The organism is Legionella moravica DSM 19234, from assembly GCF_000423305.1.
Taxonomy (GTDB): domain Bacteria; phylum Pseudomonadota; class Gammaproteobacteria; order Legionellales; family Legionellaceae; genus Legionella; species Legionella moravica.
In genome coordinates, this window is the sequence record NZ_KE384002.1 from 42,526 (window position 1) to 61,000 (window position 18,475).

Here is an 18,475-nt window from a genome sequence, read left to right on the forward strand (position 1 = left end):
AAAGCCGGGCACTCATTTGATGTACGTAAAGGCGAAATGAAATATGATTAAAAAAGTAGTGTTTATTGCTCATGACAATTATGGTTCTCGAGAAATTTTCTCAAAACTGTTTAATGACCATAAAGATATTGAGTTTTTTCTTATTATTACCACTGGGTTGTATTATAAGAAGGGTTTCTTTTCATCAATTTATAAGATGTTAAGCGAAGCCAGTTTCTGGTTTTGTTTTTATCGCTTTCTTGAACTGATGCTTTATAAACTGAAAGGAGACACTTTAGAAAAGCGTGCCAAAAAATGGGGCGTACCTGTCTATTTTACTGCAGATGTAAATAATGCTAAATCGAACAGTTATATAAATCAAATAAGTCCAGATATAATCTTTTCGACTTTTACCATGAATATCTTGAAACAAACAACTATTGGCTTATCTAAAAAGGCAACGATAGGTTGTCATCCAAGCATACTGCCAAACTATAGAGGATTAGAGACTTTTTTTTGGGCTTTAGCTAATGATGAAAAAACCTCGGGAGTCAGTGTTTTTTATCTTACAGAGAAGATTGATAGTGGCTCAGTCATCATGCAAGAACCATTTGACATTGAGCCAGATGAAACCTTGAAGTCAATATATGAAAAGTTAACTCAAATTTGTGCCACTTTACTTTCAAAGACCTTAATAACGATCAAAGAAAATGGTACGTTTCAACACTACCCTCAAGTTGGAAAGGGAAGTTACTACCCAATGCCGACTCCTGAAGCTTATAAAAAATTTAAGAAACTAGGAAGGAAATGGCTTTAGTGCATTGTTAAAGATAAACCAAGTTCTGTTGTTTAAGCACATTTTGAGTTCATTATTTAGTATGTGTTTCAAGTGAACAAATTAGCTCTAAAATTCTTTGTGAAGATGATTTGTCTGGATTTATATCTATAAAATTTCTCATTTGTTTTTCAAAGTTGGCTGTATTTAGATTCAAATTTCTCTTCATTTTTAAATCTACTAACAGAGTCTCAAATTCCTCAATTGATGTAAGGGTAGGTAGGTTGAGGGAAAGTATATAGTCATCATATTTAGTATGGTGCAATCCAATATTAGAGAGCAGACAGAGTTTGTGATTAAAATACGCTTGTATAAATATGGAGGAGAAATTAGTTAGGCATAAATTACTTTTGCTAAACAAATACTCTAGGGATGCAGTTTTAGTTATTTCTAGTTGAGGGCCAAGTTGAGCAATTGATTTATAGTTTGCGCAAGCATCTTCTGGATGAATTTTTAATATAAAACTGAATCGTCCTTGAAAAATGAAATTTAATTTCTTATACAGAAGTCTAATTTCAGATAGTTGCAGATCATGGGCCTTTTTATCATTAAGGCCTGATAAAAAGTTAGTTAGGAAGTAGGTTATGCATAATTCGTCATTTGAATCATTTACAGTAGTATTTTTTGTATCTATTTTGGGTGTTATAAAAGATTCAAAATAGGGTGAACCTACAGTAAATAGTTTTTTATTAAGCCCGTTTCCATAGCTACGAACAACATCAGACCAATAGATTCCTAATGACAGAAATACATCACAGCCACCGTAACCATATTTAACCCCCCCAATAAACCGGGAAATATATTTTTGATAAAAATAAAATAGTGTATTACTTACTTTCGTCATTTTATTGGATTTTATTTGACCAAATAAGAGTCCGTCCTGTAAAAGTAGGGTAGTAACTTTATACTTTTTTGCAACTCTTATTATTGTTCGCTCATAGTGCCCGGTATCGTTTCCCAAAAGTATAAAATCAGGTTTAATTGAATTAATTTTATTTTTGATCTTTTGATTTGCACTAAAGTAAATATATATAAAAACATGAAATATATAGACGAAGTAGTTTGACTTATTTTTCAGTTCTTTTAATGATTGTATTCCAAAAGTTGCATTGACATCCTCAGAGTTCTCTATATCAATAAGCATTATTTCTAAATCATAATCGTGCAATTTGGATTGTGTCGCAATTTCTAAAAATGTCTTTTTATGCAAAGAATTACTGGATACTGCTAGTATTTTTTTCATTAATATACTCAAAATTTAGATAACATATAAGAACCACTCTTTATACAAAGATACATTTAATTCCAATTCAAACGATTAGAATTTCATTTGTTAATCTTTTTTAGAACGCATGAACCATTGGCAGTGCTAATTTTATAATGAAAATTTAAGAAGGACTAGAAAATTGGCTAAGTAATGTCTTGCTCTTGATTTCCAAATTTACCAAATCTGTATTGTGTGGTTTAAGATAGATAGATATTAGTTGAGAGAATTCATTTCTATTTTTAGCTACTAAATCCCAATATTTTCCAATGACAATACCTGTAAAATCAGGAGTGTTAGCGAAATTAACAAGAATTAGTGCTTTATTTCGTGCTAAAGCATCAAAAATGACACTGGATGCTTTTGTTATAACTATGTTTGCTGAGTCAAGATCCTGAGATAATGAACGGTTTATAGCTGAATGAAGTTCTATATTCTTATATGAAGAAAGCTTGGTCTTAAACAGTTCAAAAGGATGAGATGGGTGTAACCTAATGCTTAAAATATGATCCTCTGGTATTGTTTCAGCTAATTTAATTATTGTGAATAACTCTTCGTCAATAGTCATTATAAAAGGGAATACATCAATATTAGAGGAAGCAATATATAGAAGCACCCTACAATCCTGGATCCATTCATTTTTAGTCTGAGACAAGTCACTAAGTAAGTTTGTATTTCCTTTAATTTTAATCAGGTCACCTGGATATTCATAACTATTAATTAATAAATTTCCATAATAAGTTCCCCAAATATGAAATTCATTGGGCAATAATGGGAAATTTTTTTTCTTAGCTTGCAGTTTTGCTAAATAAAAACCTGTATTGGTTACTACAAAGGGGGTAATAATTCCACCTTGTAATCCAATTAACTTGCCCCTATTGGTATTTAAAGCCAGGGCGAGGGCTCGACCAAGGGACGAGTGAGATTCAACGGTATACAAGGTCTCTATCTGTTGATTTATTACGATACGAGATGCTATATCTAGATATATGCAGGCTGAAGTGAGCAGGCCAGGAAGCAGTTCAAGGATCTTATTTTCACATGATTTAAGATGATTGAATTCGTCTATCATAAAATAGGATTGAACATTAATGTCCTGAATAAGGGATAAGGCTTGTTTTTTAAATAATTTCTTAGTGAAAAACAACTTCCCGATACTTGAATAAGACGCGTTGCTGTACCATGGAATATAGATCCCTTTGGCAATATAATACCAATTTTTAATTTTATTGAATGTTGTATGTTTTGATAACACTGGCTCACATAGGGAAATTGTTTTAACTTTGTTATTAATTTTTCTTAGCTTAATTTCTGCTTCTTTATATATGTTGTCCGTTATATAGAGCGATTTATTACTATCGAATTGTACTAAGCTCCTTTTACCATGACTGCAAAAAAAGGCTTTATATCGGGAAGTTAAAGAATTAGTTTTAAAGAGAGAATTAATGGCGAAAAAGAATTTTTTTACAACAAGTAGGTCAAGCCAATACAATGTTTTAAGTAGTAAATGTGTATATTTTTGAGAGAATTTGTGCCTAACAATTTGTTTATCAGTATGTTCTAAAATCTGAGTTTTATACTGTGTCTGTTCCAATATTCTTAAGAGATTAGAACATGCTACAGATTGAACATTTCCCATAACGATAACTTGTTGAGGTGCATTAGCAGTCAATAGGTTTTTATAAATTATGGTGTACAAAATTGAATCGAAAATTCCTCCTGAAACCTCAAAAAGAGCATCATAAACAAACCACCATAAAGAGTGATCTTTAAATTTAAAATAATCTTCTAAATGAATTCCATTTGTCAGTGTAACTTTAGGTGCGTTTGTTAACCATCGTAATGCTGTTGAAACAATTTGATTCCATACTAAATCAGTTGTTTCAAAAAGGTAATGAGTTTTAAATCCCTTTAATATCATCTGCTCACGAGTAAAAAGCGAGTCACAAATATAAATGTAATTAATGTGTTCTTCGTTATAACAACGTTCTATTTGAGTTAGAGGTAGCTTTTCTCCAAAAATAAAAATAAGCTGAGTCTGTTTCATATAAATAAACTATTCATAATCAGCTTATAATAAGTCTAACACTGTACGAGATGCTCTCTCGGCAGATTTTCCATCACATGGACCAAAGATTGGTTTTAGATGTTCTGTCATTTCATTTATTTTTTCCTTGGTCAAAATTTCCGAACAAAGGTATGGTGTTAAAATGCTACTTAGTTCCGCTGGCGAATTAATTTTTATCGTAAATTTGTCATAAATTGCCATATGTTTTGTTTCGAAATAACTTTTAGACTCTGGATAATTAATTAAAAAGCATAAATTTTCGCACAAAGTTGCTTCACCAATTATTGAAGAAAAAGTACTAATGCACAGATCGCTAAGCAGCAATAGATAGGAGTTGGGAATAATCACATTTTGTGGAGCAAAATGAATTTTATCGGGTCTTTTGGCTGCTTGATCTAATAAATAGGCCATGTTATCCCCTGACCAGGGTTTGATTATAATATCAAAATCATATAGGTCTGCCAGTTTTATAACTTCTGATAATGTATATTCAAAATCAGATTTATTGACTAAACATGTATTCAAAACGTTATATTGGACAGTGAAAAGTATATATCTTTTATTGGGATTAAGCCCTAATGCTTCTGCTGCCATTTGGCGATTTTGAGGTTTATGTGTTTTTGCAAGGTAGTGTTTGTCAAGGCGAGCATAACCTGCAACTTGTACATGCTCTTCAGGATAGCCGTATTTGCTAACAAGTAGTTCTTTATGAAAGTCACCCCAAACAAGTAATTTATCAGGAATAGGAAATTTGAGGGACTCTCTATTTATGTTGGTCCAATAGCCTGTTTCTTGATGGTTTAATGCGTGAGAGTAGGGTCCTAATGCTTGTTGAACTCCGATAATTTTAACATTGTGAATTTTTGCAGCGGCCATTAATGGTCTAAACACACCTTCCCAATTATAGGCAAATAAGATTTTTGTATGTAATTTTGTTATGAGCTGATCGTATTCTTTAAATTCCCGCAATTTAGCTGCCAAAATTTCAAGCATCAATGAGGAGGGGAGTTCATTATCAAGTAAAGGTGATATATAGCTATAGAGCTCTTCAATCACGCTTACAAATTGCTTGGGTACAATGAATGGAGAGGATTTGGGAATTCTATGAATTTTAAAATTCCACAGTGGTTTTTTTGTGTGATCATTTGATTTGTCGAATACAATTATAGAGCTAGAAGCATTTTGATGAATATTTTCAATGATTCCTTCCGCATAGGTTAATGCATCATCTAGCTGCTTTGTACTAAAGTTGTAATGGGTTCTAAGATTTTCGTTTTCAAAAAATATCAGTATGTCCTTAGGCTTTAAAAAAGCATGCCAATAAACTCTAATAAGCCTGCTGCCCAATACCTTTAAATGATAAGTTATATAATTAACTGTAAATAGAATTAGATTTTTAGGTTTTATAAAATTAATAAACTCATAAATCCGAGTCTTTAAAGATTTTTTTTCAATAGTAGCAAACTCTCCCTTTAACTCTTTGAGAGAAGTAGCCAGGATATTGGGCATAAGAGAGTTTATATTATCATATATTAAATATTTATCATTTAGTCTTAATTTCTTTAATAACATTTGCGAACGCAATTTTAGAAAGACCGGTTCGTGTAGCGCAATCTCCAGAAACCACCAAGCACTAATTCCGTTATAAGTTAAAGATTCATAGAGTGGACGTCCCGTTGTCTTAAAGATTTTGTTTGATAGATCTGCTATGTACTTTCTTGCTTGTTCACGTATATCTAAATCAATGAATTCTTCATCAAGTTCATTGTTAACTTCATCAGGAGTATGGGTGTTTCCTTTTTCATCAGTTAATAGTCCCGATCTATGATCAAAATATAATACTATCTTTTTTTTTATTGATTTTTGACGTGATTCTTTAGTTGTATTAGTGATATAACTTTCTTCCCTTTTACTAATTAGCACGTTGTCCTCCAATAGGCATACCACTTGTTTGAGCCATTTGCTGAATCATGTTTATGTTGGTCGGTCCTAGATCAGTTTGTTCTTCTGTAGGTTGCATGTGCAGTTCATTTAAATATAAAGATATAGCCTTTGCCGGATCTCCATAATAAACTTGCTTACCCTTTGAAAGAAGCAATGCTTTATTACATTTTTGGACGACAAATTGTGTGCTATGGGTCACAACCACAACCACTTTTGCTCTTTGTATAAGCTGATCCATCCGTTTTGCTGCTTTTTGCTGGAATTTTATGTCTCCAGCACTTAAAAGTTCATCAAGCATCAAGATATCTGGTGACACACTTGTTGCAATCGAGAAAACCAGGCGTCCCTTCATTCCGTCAGAATAATACTTGAATGGTCTATCTATTGCTTCACCCAGTTCTGAAAAATCAACGATTTCTTCATACAAATCATCAATTTGTTTTTTGTTAAGCCCCATGAAGCAACCTGATAAATAGATGTTCTCTCGTCCGGTCAGTTCATTTCTTGCCCCTAAACCAGCACTTAATAATAGGTGACGGGCATACAAATTTACATTTCCTTGGTTGATTGGAATCATGCCAGAAATAGTTTTTAATAATGTGCTTTTTCCTGCGCCATTAGCCCCTACAATACCTATGATATCCCCTGGATAAACATTAATATTAATATTATCTAATACTCTAAATTTATTGCTTTTATGAAGCTTGGCTAGTCTGCCAAGAGAAAAACGAGTATTTGGAGTCCTGTAAAACTCAACCATTAAATTTTTAACTTCCAATATAGGTCCTGGAAATTTTACAATATTTTTGGAGTACCAAGCCTCTATACTCGATTTGGAAACTCTAGATAAGAGTTTTTCAAATATCCACTCTCTATATCCTTGTTCATTATTTAATTCATTGCTTAATAACTGAAGTAGTTGTTCTTCCGCGATGGTAATATCAAATCCATCCGTCGATTCAAGTAATTCGTGTATTTTATGAAGAACAGAGCTTTTCATATATTCATCTATTCTATTTATAAAAATAGTCTGATCATTTGAAAATAGATTATCTACATCTCTATCAGATGAGGAGATTTCCATTCCACAAAGGGCAGCAGAAAGATCTGCTCCTAATACTCCGATAAGCTTCAGGCAAACGTTATTAGGAGTAAAATCTGGAGGTATGGATTTGCACAAATATAAAATTCCGTTCAAATATACTTTCAAGAATTGTTTGCTGAGCACAATGGTATAAAGTTTATCAAGTTTGGTATTACATAATAATGATGTACCAGAAGAAGTGTGCGTAAATCCCGTGTTACCAAATCGGATTGCCTCACTATGTATTGAATTTTTGAATTCTAAATATAAATTATCTTCCAAATTACTTTTGAAATTACCCCATAAATGGACAATTAAAGCGCCATGATCAGGAATGTCTTCAAAACTAATTTTTGCTATTTGATCGCTAATAGTAACCAATTCGATTGATGATTCATTATTTCTGACGATTCCATTACCAGATTTAGCGAATTTGTTTTCTATACTGTCAATATCATTTTTATCGGCTAGAAAGGTAGTAAAAATTCGATTAATATTTTTATCAATACTTAATTGGTTTAAGTAATGATTCCATTCACCCAAGTGTCTATTTTTATGAAGGAACAGATGATTCAACTGTTGTATCATCTCTGAAGAAAGACCATGTTGATCTATCTGAGACAAGCTATATTCTGCAAATAAATTTGGAAATTGATTATTATCTATATAGTTTAAAATCTTGTCTAGACTATTAATTTTATTCATAAACAGTTAATCCAAATTATAAATACATAAAAAAGCGGTATTTTGCTGCATTAAATAACTTAAAGGCAAAAAAAGTTAAAAACATTGAAACAATCAATATTATTAACAATGGAATTAATTCTGGTGTTTTACCATCAATTAAAATATCACGATATGCAGGAAGAATATGTGCAAAAGGATTTAAATTGTATATCCACAGATATTGTGCTGGTATACGTGAAACAGGATAAATACCAGGTGACATATACCACCAGATAGAGGTCAAGGCGTACAATACACCGGCTAGATCCTTGATAAAAGTTCCAATCACTGCAAAAATCAAAGTAAAAAACATCGTCATCATTAATTGGACAAGTAATACAAATGGAAGATAAATGTATGCAGTGGTTGGAAAAATTCCATAACAAGCTAGAAATATTAACAAGACCATAAATGACATAAACCATAAGAAGATTTCAGTACTTATATAACTTAAAATGATTATATAAATAGGAAAATTGGTTTGTTTTATCACTGATGCATAGGAAAGCAATACATAGGGGGAAGAATCAATTGTCTTTGAAAACCATCTCCAAAAAATCACGGAGGTGAGAATAAACAAAAACATGTGCTTTTGGCCGGTGTAAGTAAAAATTACGGTACTGATAAAAAAATAGAGACCAGCCATTATGATAGGCTCTACTAAAAGCCAAAATTGTCCCAGGGCTTTATCAAAAATTCTTGCTTTAACCTCTGAACCAACAATATATTTAATTCGATAGAAATCATTAAATGCTCTCTCCAGTATTTCGCCTAGAGATTTTTTGGATTCATACACTCCCTTGGGAGTTACTTTTAAAAAATACTCGCTCACATTCTTTTCCTAATTACCAAGCTGTTAAACCACCGTCAATTATTAAATTTTGACCATTTACGTAAGTTGAAGCATCTGATGCTAAGAATAAAAGAGCTCCGAGCATTTCATTTGTATCAGCCATTCGGTTAAGTGGAACCCGCTTACTATATTTTTCAATGAAAATATCATTCTGACCAGAAAACACGCCGCCTGGAGTTAGAGTATTTGTTCTTATGCCCTTTGCTCCCCAATAGGTGGCGAGATACTTTGTCATCGCTATCACCGCACCTTTGCTTGTGGAATAGATTAGGGGGGTGTTAATTGCTCCACCTAGATCTTCATAATAAGACCCGTCATATATCGACTGATCTGGTCCAACGACACCATATATAGAACTGACATTAATAATACTTCCGGTGCCCTGTTTGAGCATTTGTTTACCTATATATTTAGCTGTAAGAAATATTGCGGTAACATTCACGTTCAATATGAAGTTCCATTCATCCAAACTAAATTCTTCGATTGGTTTAAAGAAATTTTTTGATTTTGTAGCTGCATTATTAATAAGAACATCTATTTTTGTATTCTCATGTACTATATTTTCAGCCCAAGACTTGATTGATTCTTCAGAGCTTAAATCAACGGCGTAGGGTTTGGCTAAACCAGGGCTATTGTCATTTAACTTTAAAGCTAAAGCATCACATTTCTCTTGTGAAAGATCTGCGATAATCACGGTTGCGCCAGCATTAACCAGACATTCACAATAAGTAGAACCCAAAATTCCGGTTCCACCAGTGACTACAACTACTTTATCTTTCATATCAAACATAGATAAAGGTTCTTTTGCAAATTTAACTAAATTAGTCATAATCAACCCCCGCCAGACGATGTTCAAATGTAGGAAGTATTTTTTTTGCGTTAACTGGCTCAGATTTTGAAATGGTGTATGTTATAGCTGTATTCATTTCATTATACGCTGAAACCAGGATACCTCCTGGACCTGCAATCATTGAATGCCCTGCAAACAATTCATTGGTGTCATTGGGTCCAATGCGGTTTGACAAAACCAAGAATGCTTGAGATTCGATTGCCCTGGCTTGACTTAATGTAGTCATTATGTGTTCTCTTGCCGCTGGCCATTCAGCGCTTACCAAAAATACATCCACCCCTCTGAGTGCCAATCTTCTAAACATTTCTGGAAATCTGAGGTCATAACAAATAGTAGGGGCTATTCTAAATCCGTTTACCTCATAAATTGGTATTGCATTACCAGGAGTTAAATACAAGTGTTCATTCATTAAAGTAAAGAGATGAGATTTATCATAGTATCCTAATATATTCCCTTCCGAGTTTATAAGCAGAAACCTGTTTCGTAGTTGAGAATGCTCATCTAAAAAAATTACTGAGCCGCCAATCGAGGCTTGAAGTTCCTTTGCTTTATTTCTCATAAACTCGATTGTTTTAGGTGTATCTTCTTTTGCCATGCTAACCCATTCAGAATGACAATAACCTGAACTCCATAGTTCAGGTAACAAGTAAAAATCAGCTCCTAAATTATTGTTAATGATGGCATCGGCAGTATGGCGATTTGTTTCGCCATCTGCTTCTTTTATTGACATCTGTATGCAGCAAAACTTCATATATACTCTTAACTCATGATAAGGAAAAATAATTAATTATATTTTCTGAAAACTGGTTTTACAGGAGAACCCGTTAATAAACCTTCTGTTGAGTTTTCTGAAATTGCTTGGTTCATTGTTTTCATTGCAATCCGCGCTCCTTGCAGATATTGATCAATATGAGTTGAATCATGAGAAGCTGATATAGCAAAATAGGGTGCTAAAATACCTTGCTTTATCGTTTCTTGCAGAAATAGTGAGCGGAGTGATAAATCAATTTGACCGTCATTGTTTTTGAAGACTTGGTATGGACTGCATGCAATACCATCCATATAGACGTTGTTTTCAAGTCCGAATTCTTTTGAAAGGGAATTGAATTGAGAAACTAATACTTCTCCTAAACCCCATATGTGTTTGCTTACGTTGCCATTTTCCATTAATTCGATTGATTTAAGTGCAGCAGCAATTGAATGTGTTTCTCCACCATTCGTTGTCGAAAGTAAAAATACACGAGGTTTATTATGATCTAATCCGCCTAATTCCATGATATGGCGCTTACCGACTAATGCCGATACTGAGAATCCATTAGCTATAGACTTACCGAAAGTAGCTAAATCTGGAGTTACACCATATAAATGTTGCGCTCCTTTAGGATGAAATCGAAATCCAGATATTATCTCATCAAATATGAGTACTATACCTTTCTCTTCAGTTAGTTGGCGTATTTTTTGTAAAAATCCTGGTTTTGGTTGCTGCATTGTAGCAATTTCCATAATAACGCATGCAATATCGTTCGGGTATTGGTCTAAAACGTTTTCAAAACTTTCTATATCATTATAACGAAAGTTTTTTGTTAAGGCTTTAGTAGCATCAGGTATGCCTGCATCGCAAGGCGTATCGCCTATAAACCAATCATCTACGCTAAAGAAGGGGTGATCAACACATCTAACAACTATGTTTTTACCGGTGTAAGCTCTGGCTAATTTCACTGCGGCAGTAGTTACATCTGACCCATTTTTAGCTAGTTTAACCATTTCTGCGCATGGAATCAGCTCGATTAGTTTTTCGGCCAGCTGATTTTCAATTGGGCTTGGAAGGATAAAGTTAGTACCGTTTTCAAGCTCTTCTTTTACTGCATTGATAACGTCAGGATGTGCATGTCCTAGTATGACAGATCTTAGTCCCATACCCCAATCAGTAAATTGATTACCATCAATATCCCAAACCTGGCATCCTTTACCTCGTACTATAAATTTAGGTGACAATTGTGGAAATTGATCAGCGCCTTTACTATATGTGTGTGCCCCAGCAGGTATATTTCTTTTTGCTATGGCAGCTAATTCCATTGATTTATTAAAATTCATAATAATGAGGTCCTAGATTGTTTGATTTTTACCCGTCGTTGAACTAATTTCAGCTTTCTTTAGTATTTGCAACATTTCGTAATCATCTTGAAGCGTATAGTAGGGCTGAGTTTTATGTTCTACACAAGTTAAAAAGTCTTTTATTTCTGATATATAAGGTTCCTCGGGATTAATATACTCTTTTTCTACTGATCCTAATGACAATTTAATCGTTTCCCATTGATTCGTTTCTTTTGTAAAGTGACGAATGGTTTTTTGACCGTCATCCCACTCAATTGTTCCTTTTGAGCCTGTGATTCTGATTGTTCTTACAGGGGTTCTACTTACTACATCTACTATCAGTTGTCCTAAAATACCTGATTTGTGCTTTAGTTGTAGAAGATATATATCATCGATATCAGCGTTAATATCAGATAGTTTTGATTTGAGACCGGAAAGCTCAGAGAGGTTGCCAAAAAGATCTACAAGCCAGACCAGTTCGAATGGTACAATCTCTCGGCATCCACCAGTAATTCTTTTGGATACATAAAAGTCCTGGATGCTTTCCCATGGATGCCAATCAGGCAAATATTGTCCGCTTTGATACTGCCACGCAAAAACCTGACCAATAGTATTATTTTCGATTAGCTCTTTAATTAATTTAGGACCTTGAAAGTATTTCATGGTACATGATGGGTATACAATGACATTATTTTCTTCTGATAATTGGTGTAAAGACTCCATTCCTTCATCAATTACACTGGCCTCAATAAACATGGGTACAGATGCTTTAACAGCCTGCAATGCATACTCCATATGTGCATCGGGTGGTGTCGAGATTATTATAGCTCTGTAGTCGCTTAATTTAATGGATTTAAAATCAGATGTTGTAGAGACTTTATATTTGTTTTCCACTTCACTTCTACGATCAGCCTTTAAGTCGTATCCTAAAATATTAGTGTTCGGTATACCATTTGCCATTAAGCAACGAATTCTTCTTTTTCCCATTGAACCTAGGCCAATCACTAAATAATTCATTTATACCTCTTCTAGTGTCTTAAACTTAACAGGTGCAGCATTTGCAATGTGTTTTTCGTATTTTATTTGAGCCACTTCATTAATTTTAACCAGCTCCGGTTTGATGTTTACCAGAAGATCCATCAACTGGTAACTCGAGAAATCAATAGAGTTGAAGTAGCTAAAAACAGCTTTTAGGAAATTATAATCTTCCTCATAATCAAGAGTTAGGCGAATTTCGGGATGATTAAATATACTGTCCTGCATAGCTAGCGATTTGGTTTTAAAATGACCAGAACCTATAAAATATCCACCCCATACTTCTGTATCGCTCTCATCTTTTAAGGAAATGACTTTTTCAAGTGCCTTAAAGGTCAGTCCTGTCGAAGCAGCACCTAACGGTAGGTTTTCTAAATAAACACAATCGGCTGAATCGCGTCTCAGTTCCTGAGCTATTAGATCAATTCCCTCAGGAAAACACAGTAAATCATCACCGTCAACAATCACCACAGCATCCAAACCATAATGAAGAGCTGTTTGATGGTAGCGAGCCAACTTGTCATCTTCACTTCCACGAAATGCGCTAACGCCGTTGGTTTCTGCTAACCGTACCAAAACATCGTCTCCAGGATGCGTTGATGTGGATACTATAATCTGATCAATGTTTTTTGTTAGTGCAAGACGCTTAAGCAAACATTCAGTTATTGTATAACCATTAATATCTTGTAGTACCTTTTTGGGAAATCTGGTTGCTTTCTCACGTACTGATAATAAACAGCCTATTTTCATGCCAGATCTTCCCATTCGATAGCTTCATTCTCTTTAATATCTTTTTTGATCGTTCTACCCAAGAGTAAATCAGTCATTTCAGGTGTTAATCCTATATCAGATCGTTTAAAGGTAAGATCAGAACTTTGTAACTGTTGTCCTTTCGTAATGGGTTTGGCGGCAACGACTCTTTTTCTGGTAATATTTCTATAACGCATACTGGCTTCAGATAGTTTTTGCCAACTGCTTATTCCTAGTGCAATTTCTGTTGCTCTTACATATTCGACGAATGTTTTAAAATCATCTGGATTCAATGCTGATTCGAAGTCTTCCCCTTTCTCATTTCTATCCCAGGTAATATGTTTTTCCAAGTAGGTTGCTCCGAAGGGAATAGCAAGAAGAGGGATATTCAAAGCTAAAGGACTAGAGCCGTCTATATGGTCCGCTAAACCTACTGGTAGTCCAAAAATATCCTGAAGTGATTTTAATTGCTTGATATTGGTATCTTCAAGTTTGGTAGGATAATTTTGAAATCCATGGAGTAAAACAAGCTCGGCATTGCTAATGTTTTTAAACCAAGTGACAGCTTGTTCAATTTCGCCTAGTAAAGCACCGCCGATTCTAAAAAATGTAGTTGTATTTGTTTTAGCCAGTTGTTCGATAAATTCACGCTCAATAAAACTTGCTGCTGATACAACGAAATATTTAGGCTTTATTTGTGTATGAACAAACTCAAGACTAGCTAAATCGTTGGGCATAACGCATAAATCTATTCCTATTTTTTTTGCTTCTTGACTAAAGGCAATCCAGTTTTCGTTAGAAAGGTTAATATCTGACAGGTAGTTGTAAATTTGTAAGTGCTCTTTACCTTCGGAAACTTTTCCTTTGCCACTTCCATAATGCGGAACCATATACGCTTCAAGAGATGTAACATGAATTCCTATTGCATCAGCCCCGGCTTCTTTAGCAGCCTTCATAATTTTTATGGCCTTTTCTAATTGACCGTCGTGAGCCCAAGCCATTTCCGCGATAATTTTAATATGTTCCATAGTATTTAGTCCGAAAAAGAATTTTTGCTATAGTAGCAATTTGTTACTTATAAAAGAAGAGGGAATGGTGAAAATTCATTCGGCTTATCAAGCCTATTTAACCTCTATATTTTTCGTCCTTATATGTTTCTCCTTTTTCTATAGAGCATTGCCGATATTCATTTCGTTCTATTAAAAAAGAGTGGATGATTTCATTGTGGCATCATCCTACTGCATATAATTTAGTAAAGATTGGTTTAATTTTTACAGTTATTTTTTTCTGGAATTGTAAGTGCCCTGGAAGTACCATTCACCAGATTTGCTGGTACAGCAATATTAATATTCTTGGGTGGAGAGAGATTTAAGTTGTTCATTAATTGAATATACTCATCCTTCGAATTAACTTGAAGTCTGGGATTATATTGTTTTTCTCTACCTATAGTACTGGACTTGTTGTTGTTATAATCATGTCCAGGAAATACAATTGTATTATCTGGTAGTTTTAATACTTTATTAAACAAACTATCATATTGATCGCTTGCGCTTCCCAATTGAAAATCAGTTCGCCCTGTTGCATTAATAAGTAAGGTATCTCCTGTAAAGACTTTATCATCAATTAAAAAACAATATGAATCTGGAGTATGACCTGGAGTATGCATTGTCTTAATTGTAAGTGATCCAAATTTAATCAGCTCATTATCTCTGAATTTATACTGTACATATTGGGCTTGTGTTTCAACTCCCATCATTGTTTTACACCCAGTCTGGTCTGTTAGATCTCCTGAGCCTGTTATATGATCTGCATGCAAATGTGTATCCATTGACGCTACCAGTTCAAAGCCTAATTTATTGATTAGACTGATGTATGTATTAATTTGTGATTTTACAGGGTCGATAATAATTGCATGTTTACATAACTCGGAGCCCAGCAAATAGGTATAAGTACAGGATTCAGGGTCAAATAGTTGATGAAGAATCATTGAATCTCCAAATAGGTTAGATATTGATTATGATGACATATGATAAATGTCATATCTTGATTCTCGTTTTAATGAATCATTATAAAATTTGCTCTAATTAAGGTCTGTTGACAATTGATTTTTTCAATTATTCGCAAATGTCTACGTACCGTGGCTTATTGCTTTATTCATAGTTTCTCTGGATGGTACTAAAAGAATCACCACACAGGAGGTATAGAGTAATTGTTAACAGCCTCTGGTTTGGGTTTTAAAATATTTTTTTATTACTTTTATATTAGATATAATTTTTTTTAAGAGTACAAGGGCACTCAATATGACTAAACGCAAAATTATTCCAATGCGGACAATTGCACAAGTGCCTATGGATTCATTCTTTTTAAAAAATTTATCATAGTATCTCCACATTCCTTGGGCTTTATAAACAAGTATTCTTAATGGTATTTGTCTGGTACTAAAGCTTTTTATGTGTGCCACCTTGGTTGCAGGTGTAAAAATGATATCCCATTTACTTTGAATAAACCTATAAAACCAATCATAGTCTTCACAGTAAAGAAAATAATTGTCATCCAGAAGGCCTACAACGGAAAGAGCCTCCTTTCTGACAAACATACAAGATCCTGAGATCAATTCAACTTGGATAGGGTGTTCTGGAATTTTCTCATCTGATAATAGATAACCCTTAAATTTGGGATTGTTTGGGAATAGCTTATAAAGTCTTAGCATTTGATTTAAAACGCGGGCAGGGGTTGGAGTCAGACCTCTACATCCCACTTGTTCAGAGCCATTCATGTTAGTAACTAAACAACCGACTAATCCTGCAGAAGGATATTGGTTCATTGTATCAAGTAAATGCTGAATCGTATCTTTCTCTATAAAGCAATCTGGATTCAGATAAAGAATAAATGGGGTTTTAATTTTGTCGAATACAGCGTTATTTGCAGCTGAAAATCCAGAGTTTTTATGATTTTTATGAATAAGTAAATGCGTACACTTTGAATAACGTTGTTCTACCAGTTCAAGACTGCAATCAGTAGACGCATTATCCGAGATGATTATTTGAGGCTGTATTGTCCCTGCTAAAATCTGCTCGATACAACGAACAAGCATCTCACCTGCATTATAGTTTACTATCACAACTGTAACTGAGCTTTCTACCATGGCAGACCTTTTTTTAATATTTTTAATAATCCAATTGAGTTTAGTACTCTGTTTTTTTGTATGAATTTTCTTTGTTGTAATATTCTTGGCAGGCCTTTTAACGCATCTTTTTTAGATTTTAAAATAGTTGCCGTCTGGCCTCTTCTCACAAAGAGGATAAGAGTCATTATATTTAAAGTAATATGTAGGGGCAGGGTTATGATCATGAGTAAGAGTGGCATATTTTTAAAATAAGTCCACACCAAATTTCTATGGCCGTGGTACGTATAGAAATCACTGTGCCTTTTCGTAGTTGCAGATCCCATATGGTTAACTACAGCTTTTGGGGCATAACAACCTTTGTAGCCTGATAACCAGAGTCGGAAGGCTAAATCTATGTCTTCATAATAGCAGAAATAGTGATCATCAAATCCTTGAACAGCATTGAATGCATCACGTTTATACAATGCTGCAGCAGCACAGGGTGAAAAGAGTTCTTTAATCTCTTGAGGTGCATTACTCAATGGTTTTCTGTGGTTCATTCGCCAAGCTTTACCGCTAATATGATAAATGTCTCCTGTTCCATCCAATAAGTGAGGTTCTTGATCGCATATTAATTGAGAGCCCCAAAAGCTGTATTCCGGGTATTGTTCGATGGCTCTTACCATTTCGAATAGCCAATCTTGATGAGGATATGCATCAGGATTCAATAAGGCAATCCAATTGACTTCACTCTGTAGGGATTCAACTGCTTTATTGTTTCCCGAAGCGAAGCCTAAATTATCTGTTGATTTAATTATTTTTAAGGGCAGGTTTGAGCTTTTAATATCATCTGGAAGAGGTTCAGTGCTGGAATTGTCAAAAATAATTACTTCGTAGGGTTTATAGGTCTGTTTTTCTAATGCCTTAATGGCCTTAAGAAGATAAACTGAAGAGTTATAATTAATGATAATAACACCAATGTTGATCTCAGTTGCTTGAAATTGCATCGTTTTGAGTCCAAAAACAGCTGTTTGTAATTATGATAATTTTGAGTCCTTAATGTAATTTACTCAATGCAGTAAGCAATAATCAGTTATGGGCAAACTAAAATAATGATTTAGTTAAAATTAATTAAGCACGAGGAATGTTCCGAGTATTTTATATGAGGCTTAAATTTAAATCCATTGAAGAAGAGTATTATATACAAATACTATGATATTTTCGGTATCTGGTTCACTCTGAGGTATGATTTAGTCCAGCCAGGCAAATTTTAATTTTTTATTTTTTGTTAAAACCTTCTGGAAATTCATTGTAATTAAAGTAAAATCCACTGGAAATTTATTGTTATTTGCTTGATTTAAAAGATTATAATAGGAGAGCCAGTATTTCATTAATTGAAAAAGTTGGCTTTAGATTGGTTAGGATTTATACGGTTTTTTTTTCCAATACTTAATACTCCGTTAATAATCAGAGTGTACAATATAATCCGAGTAAGAAAAGTTGTTTAATTTTTAGTCAGCATGTGGCTGCCAAGAACACCATGGAAGCGTTCTATGGAGAAGTAGGTGGCTGCCTCATTAGGGAGATTTAGTCATGTTAATTTTGACTCGGCGTATAGGTGAAACATTAATCATTGGTGATGATGTAAACATTACCGTGTTGGGTGTAAAAGGTAACCAGGTCCGTTTGGGTATTAATGCACCAAAAGATGTTTCAGTTCATCGTGAAGAAATTTATTTACGCATACAACAAGAAAAAGAATCTGATGATTCTGAACAAGAAGTATAAATCGATTTCCTCGCAGTTCATCCAGTTCCGAGCAATTAAAACGGCTCGGGACGAACCTTCAGTCTACTTCTAACTCCCCTTCAATAATCTCAAAATATT

Annotated in this window: 16 protein-coding genes; 2 read left to right on the forward strand and 14 right to left on the reverse strand. The window is 34.0% G+C overall.

Annotated features, from left to right (window positions below; all coding sequences use genetic code 11):
- Nucleotides 1–43 precede the first annotated feature (43 nt).
- Complete coding sequence (locus tag G543_RS18510) at nt 44–796, forward strand: formyl transferase (RefSeq protein ID WP_028385071.1); 753 nt, start codon at nt 44–46, stop codon at nt 794–796.
- 52 nt (nt 797–848) lie between these two features.
- On the opposite strand, the gene G543_RS0113990 is transcribed toward G543_RS18510, so the two are convergent.
- The 14 genes from G543_RS0113990 to G543_RS0114055 all read right to left on the reverse strand — a co-directional run bounded on the left by G543_RS0113990 (nt 849) and on the right by G543_RS0114055 (nt 17,595).
- Nucleotides 849–2,057 (reverse strand): hypothetical protein, encoded by a 1,209-nt coding sequence (locus G543_RS0113990; protein WP_028385072.1) that lies wholly within the window; start codon nt 2,055–2,057, stop codon nt 849–851.
- 145 nt (nt 2,058–2,202) lie between these two features.
- Nucleotides 2,203–4,125 (reverse strand): hypothetical protein, encoded by a 1,923-nt coding sequence (locus G543_RS0113995; RefSeq protein WP_028385073.1) that lies wholly within the window; start codon nt 4,123–4,125, stop codon nt 2,203–2,205.
- Nucleotides 4,126–4,149: 24 nt separating this feature from the next.
- The gene (locus G543_RS0114000) at nt 4,150–6,069 is read right to left on the reverse strand and encodes a glycosyltransferase family protein (RefSeq protein WP_028385074.1); all 1,920 of its coding nucleotides are present in this window, start codon (nt 6,067–6,069) and stop codon (nt 4,150–4,152) included.
- Nucleotides 6,059–7,879 carry an ABC transporter ATP-binding protein gene (locus tag G543_RS18515; RefSeq protein ID WP_051190726.1) on the reverse strand — a complete coding sequence of 607 codons (1,821 nt, stop codon included), beginning with the start codon at nt 7,877–7,879 and terminating at the stop codon, nt 6,059–6,061. The genes G543_RS0114000 and G543_RS18515 overlap by 11 nt, the downstream gene beginning before the upstream one ends.
- A gap of 16 nt (nt 7,880–7,895) precedes the next feature.
- The gene (locus G543_RS0114010; protein WP_028385075.1) at nt 7,896–8,732 is read right to left on the reverse strand and encodes an ABC transporter permease; all 837 of its coding nucleotides are present in this window, start codon (nt 8,730–8,732) and stop codon (nt 7,896–7,898) included.
- Nucleotides 8,733–8,745: 13 nt separating this feature from the next.
- Nucleotides 8,746–9,582 (reverse strand): SDR family oxidoreductase, encoded by an 837-nt coding sequence (locus G543_RS0114015; RefSeq protein ID WP_051190727.1) that lies wholly within the window; start codon nt 9,580–9,582, stop codon nt 8,746–8,748.
- Nucleotides 9,575–10,333, reverse strand: a complete 759-nt coding sequence (locus tag G543_RS18060; protein ID WP_051190728.1) for a nitrilase-related carbon-nitrogen hydrolase — start codon at nt 10,331–10,333, stop codon at nt 9,575–9,577. Before G543_RS18060 ends, G543_RS0114015 begins: the two co-directional genes overlap by 8 nt.
- A 53-nt stretch (nt 10,334–10,386) precedes the next feature.
- Complete coding sequence (locus tag G543_RS0114025) at nt 10,387–11,697, reverse strand: glutamate-1-semialdehyde 2,1-aminomutase (protein WP_028385077.1); 1,311 nt, start codon at nt 11,695–11,697, stop codon at nt 10,387–10,389.
- 12 nt (nt 11,698–11,709) lie between these two features.
- The gene (locus G543_RS18065; protein ID WP_051190729.1) at nt 11,710–12,714 is read right to left on the reverse strand and encodes a Gfo/Idh/MocA family protein; all 1,005 of its coding nucleotides are present in this window, start codon (nt 12,712–12,714) and stop codon (nt 11,710–11,712) included.
- Complete coding sequence (locus G543_RS0114035) at nt 12,715–13,482, reverse strand: cytidylyltransferase domain-containing protein (RefSeq protein WP_028385078.1); 768 nt, start codon at nt 13,480–13,482, stop codon at nt 12,715–12,717.
- On the reverse strand, nt 13,479–14,510 hold the full coding sequence (locus tag G543_RS0114040) for an N-acetylneuraminate synthase family protein (protein ID WP_028385079.1): 1,032 nt from the start codon (nt 14,508–14,510) through the stop codon (nt 13,479–13,481). Before G543_RS0114040 ends, G543_RS0114035 begins: the two co-directional genes overlap by 4 nt.
- 236 nt (nt 14,511–14,746) lie before the next feature.
- Nucleotides 14,747–15,469 (reverse strand): MBL fold metallo-hydrolase, encoded by a 723-nt coding sequence (locus tag G543_RS18070; protein WP_051190730.1) that lies wholly within the window; start codon nt 15,467–15,469, stop codon nt 14,747–14,749.
- 225 nt (nt 15,470–15,694) lie between these two features.
- The gene (locus tag G543_RS18075) at nt 15,695–16,627 is read right to left on the reverse strand and encodes a glycosyltransferase family 2 protein (RefSeq protein ID WP_051190731.1); all 933 of its coding nucleotides are present in this window, start codon (nt 16,625–16,627) and stop codon (nt 15,695–15,697) included.
- Nucleotides 16,621–17,595 carry a glycosyltransferase family 2 protein gene (locus G543_RS0114055; protein ID WP_028385080.1) on the reverse strand — a complete coding sequence of 325 codons (975 nt, stop codon included), beginning with the start codon at nt 17,593–17,595 and terminating at the stop codon, nt 16,621–16,623. Before G543_RS0114055 ends, G543_RS18075 begins: the two co-directional genes overlap by 7 nt.
- 586 nt (nt 17,596–18,181) lie before the next feature.
- Here G543_RS0114055 and csrA point away from each other — a divergent pair.
- Nucleotides 18,182–18,376: a carbon storage regulator CsrA gene (gene csrA / locus G543_RS0114065; protein ID WP_028385081.1), complete on the forward strand. Its 195-nt coding sequence runs from the start codon at nt 18,182–18,184 to the stop codon at nt 18,374–18,376.
- Nucleotides 18,377–18,475: the final 99 nt, after the last annotated feature.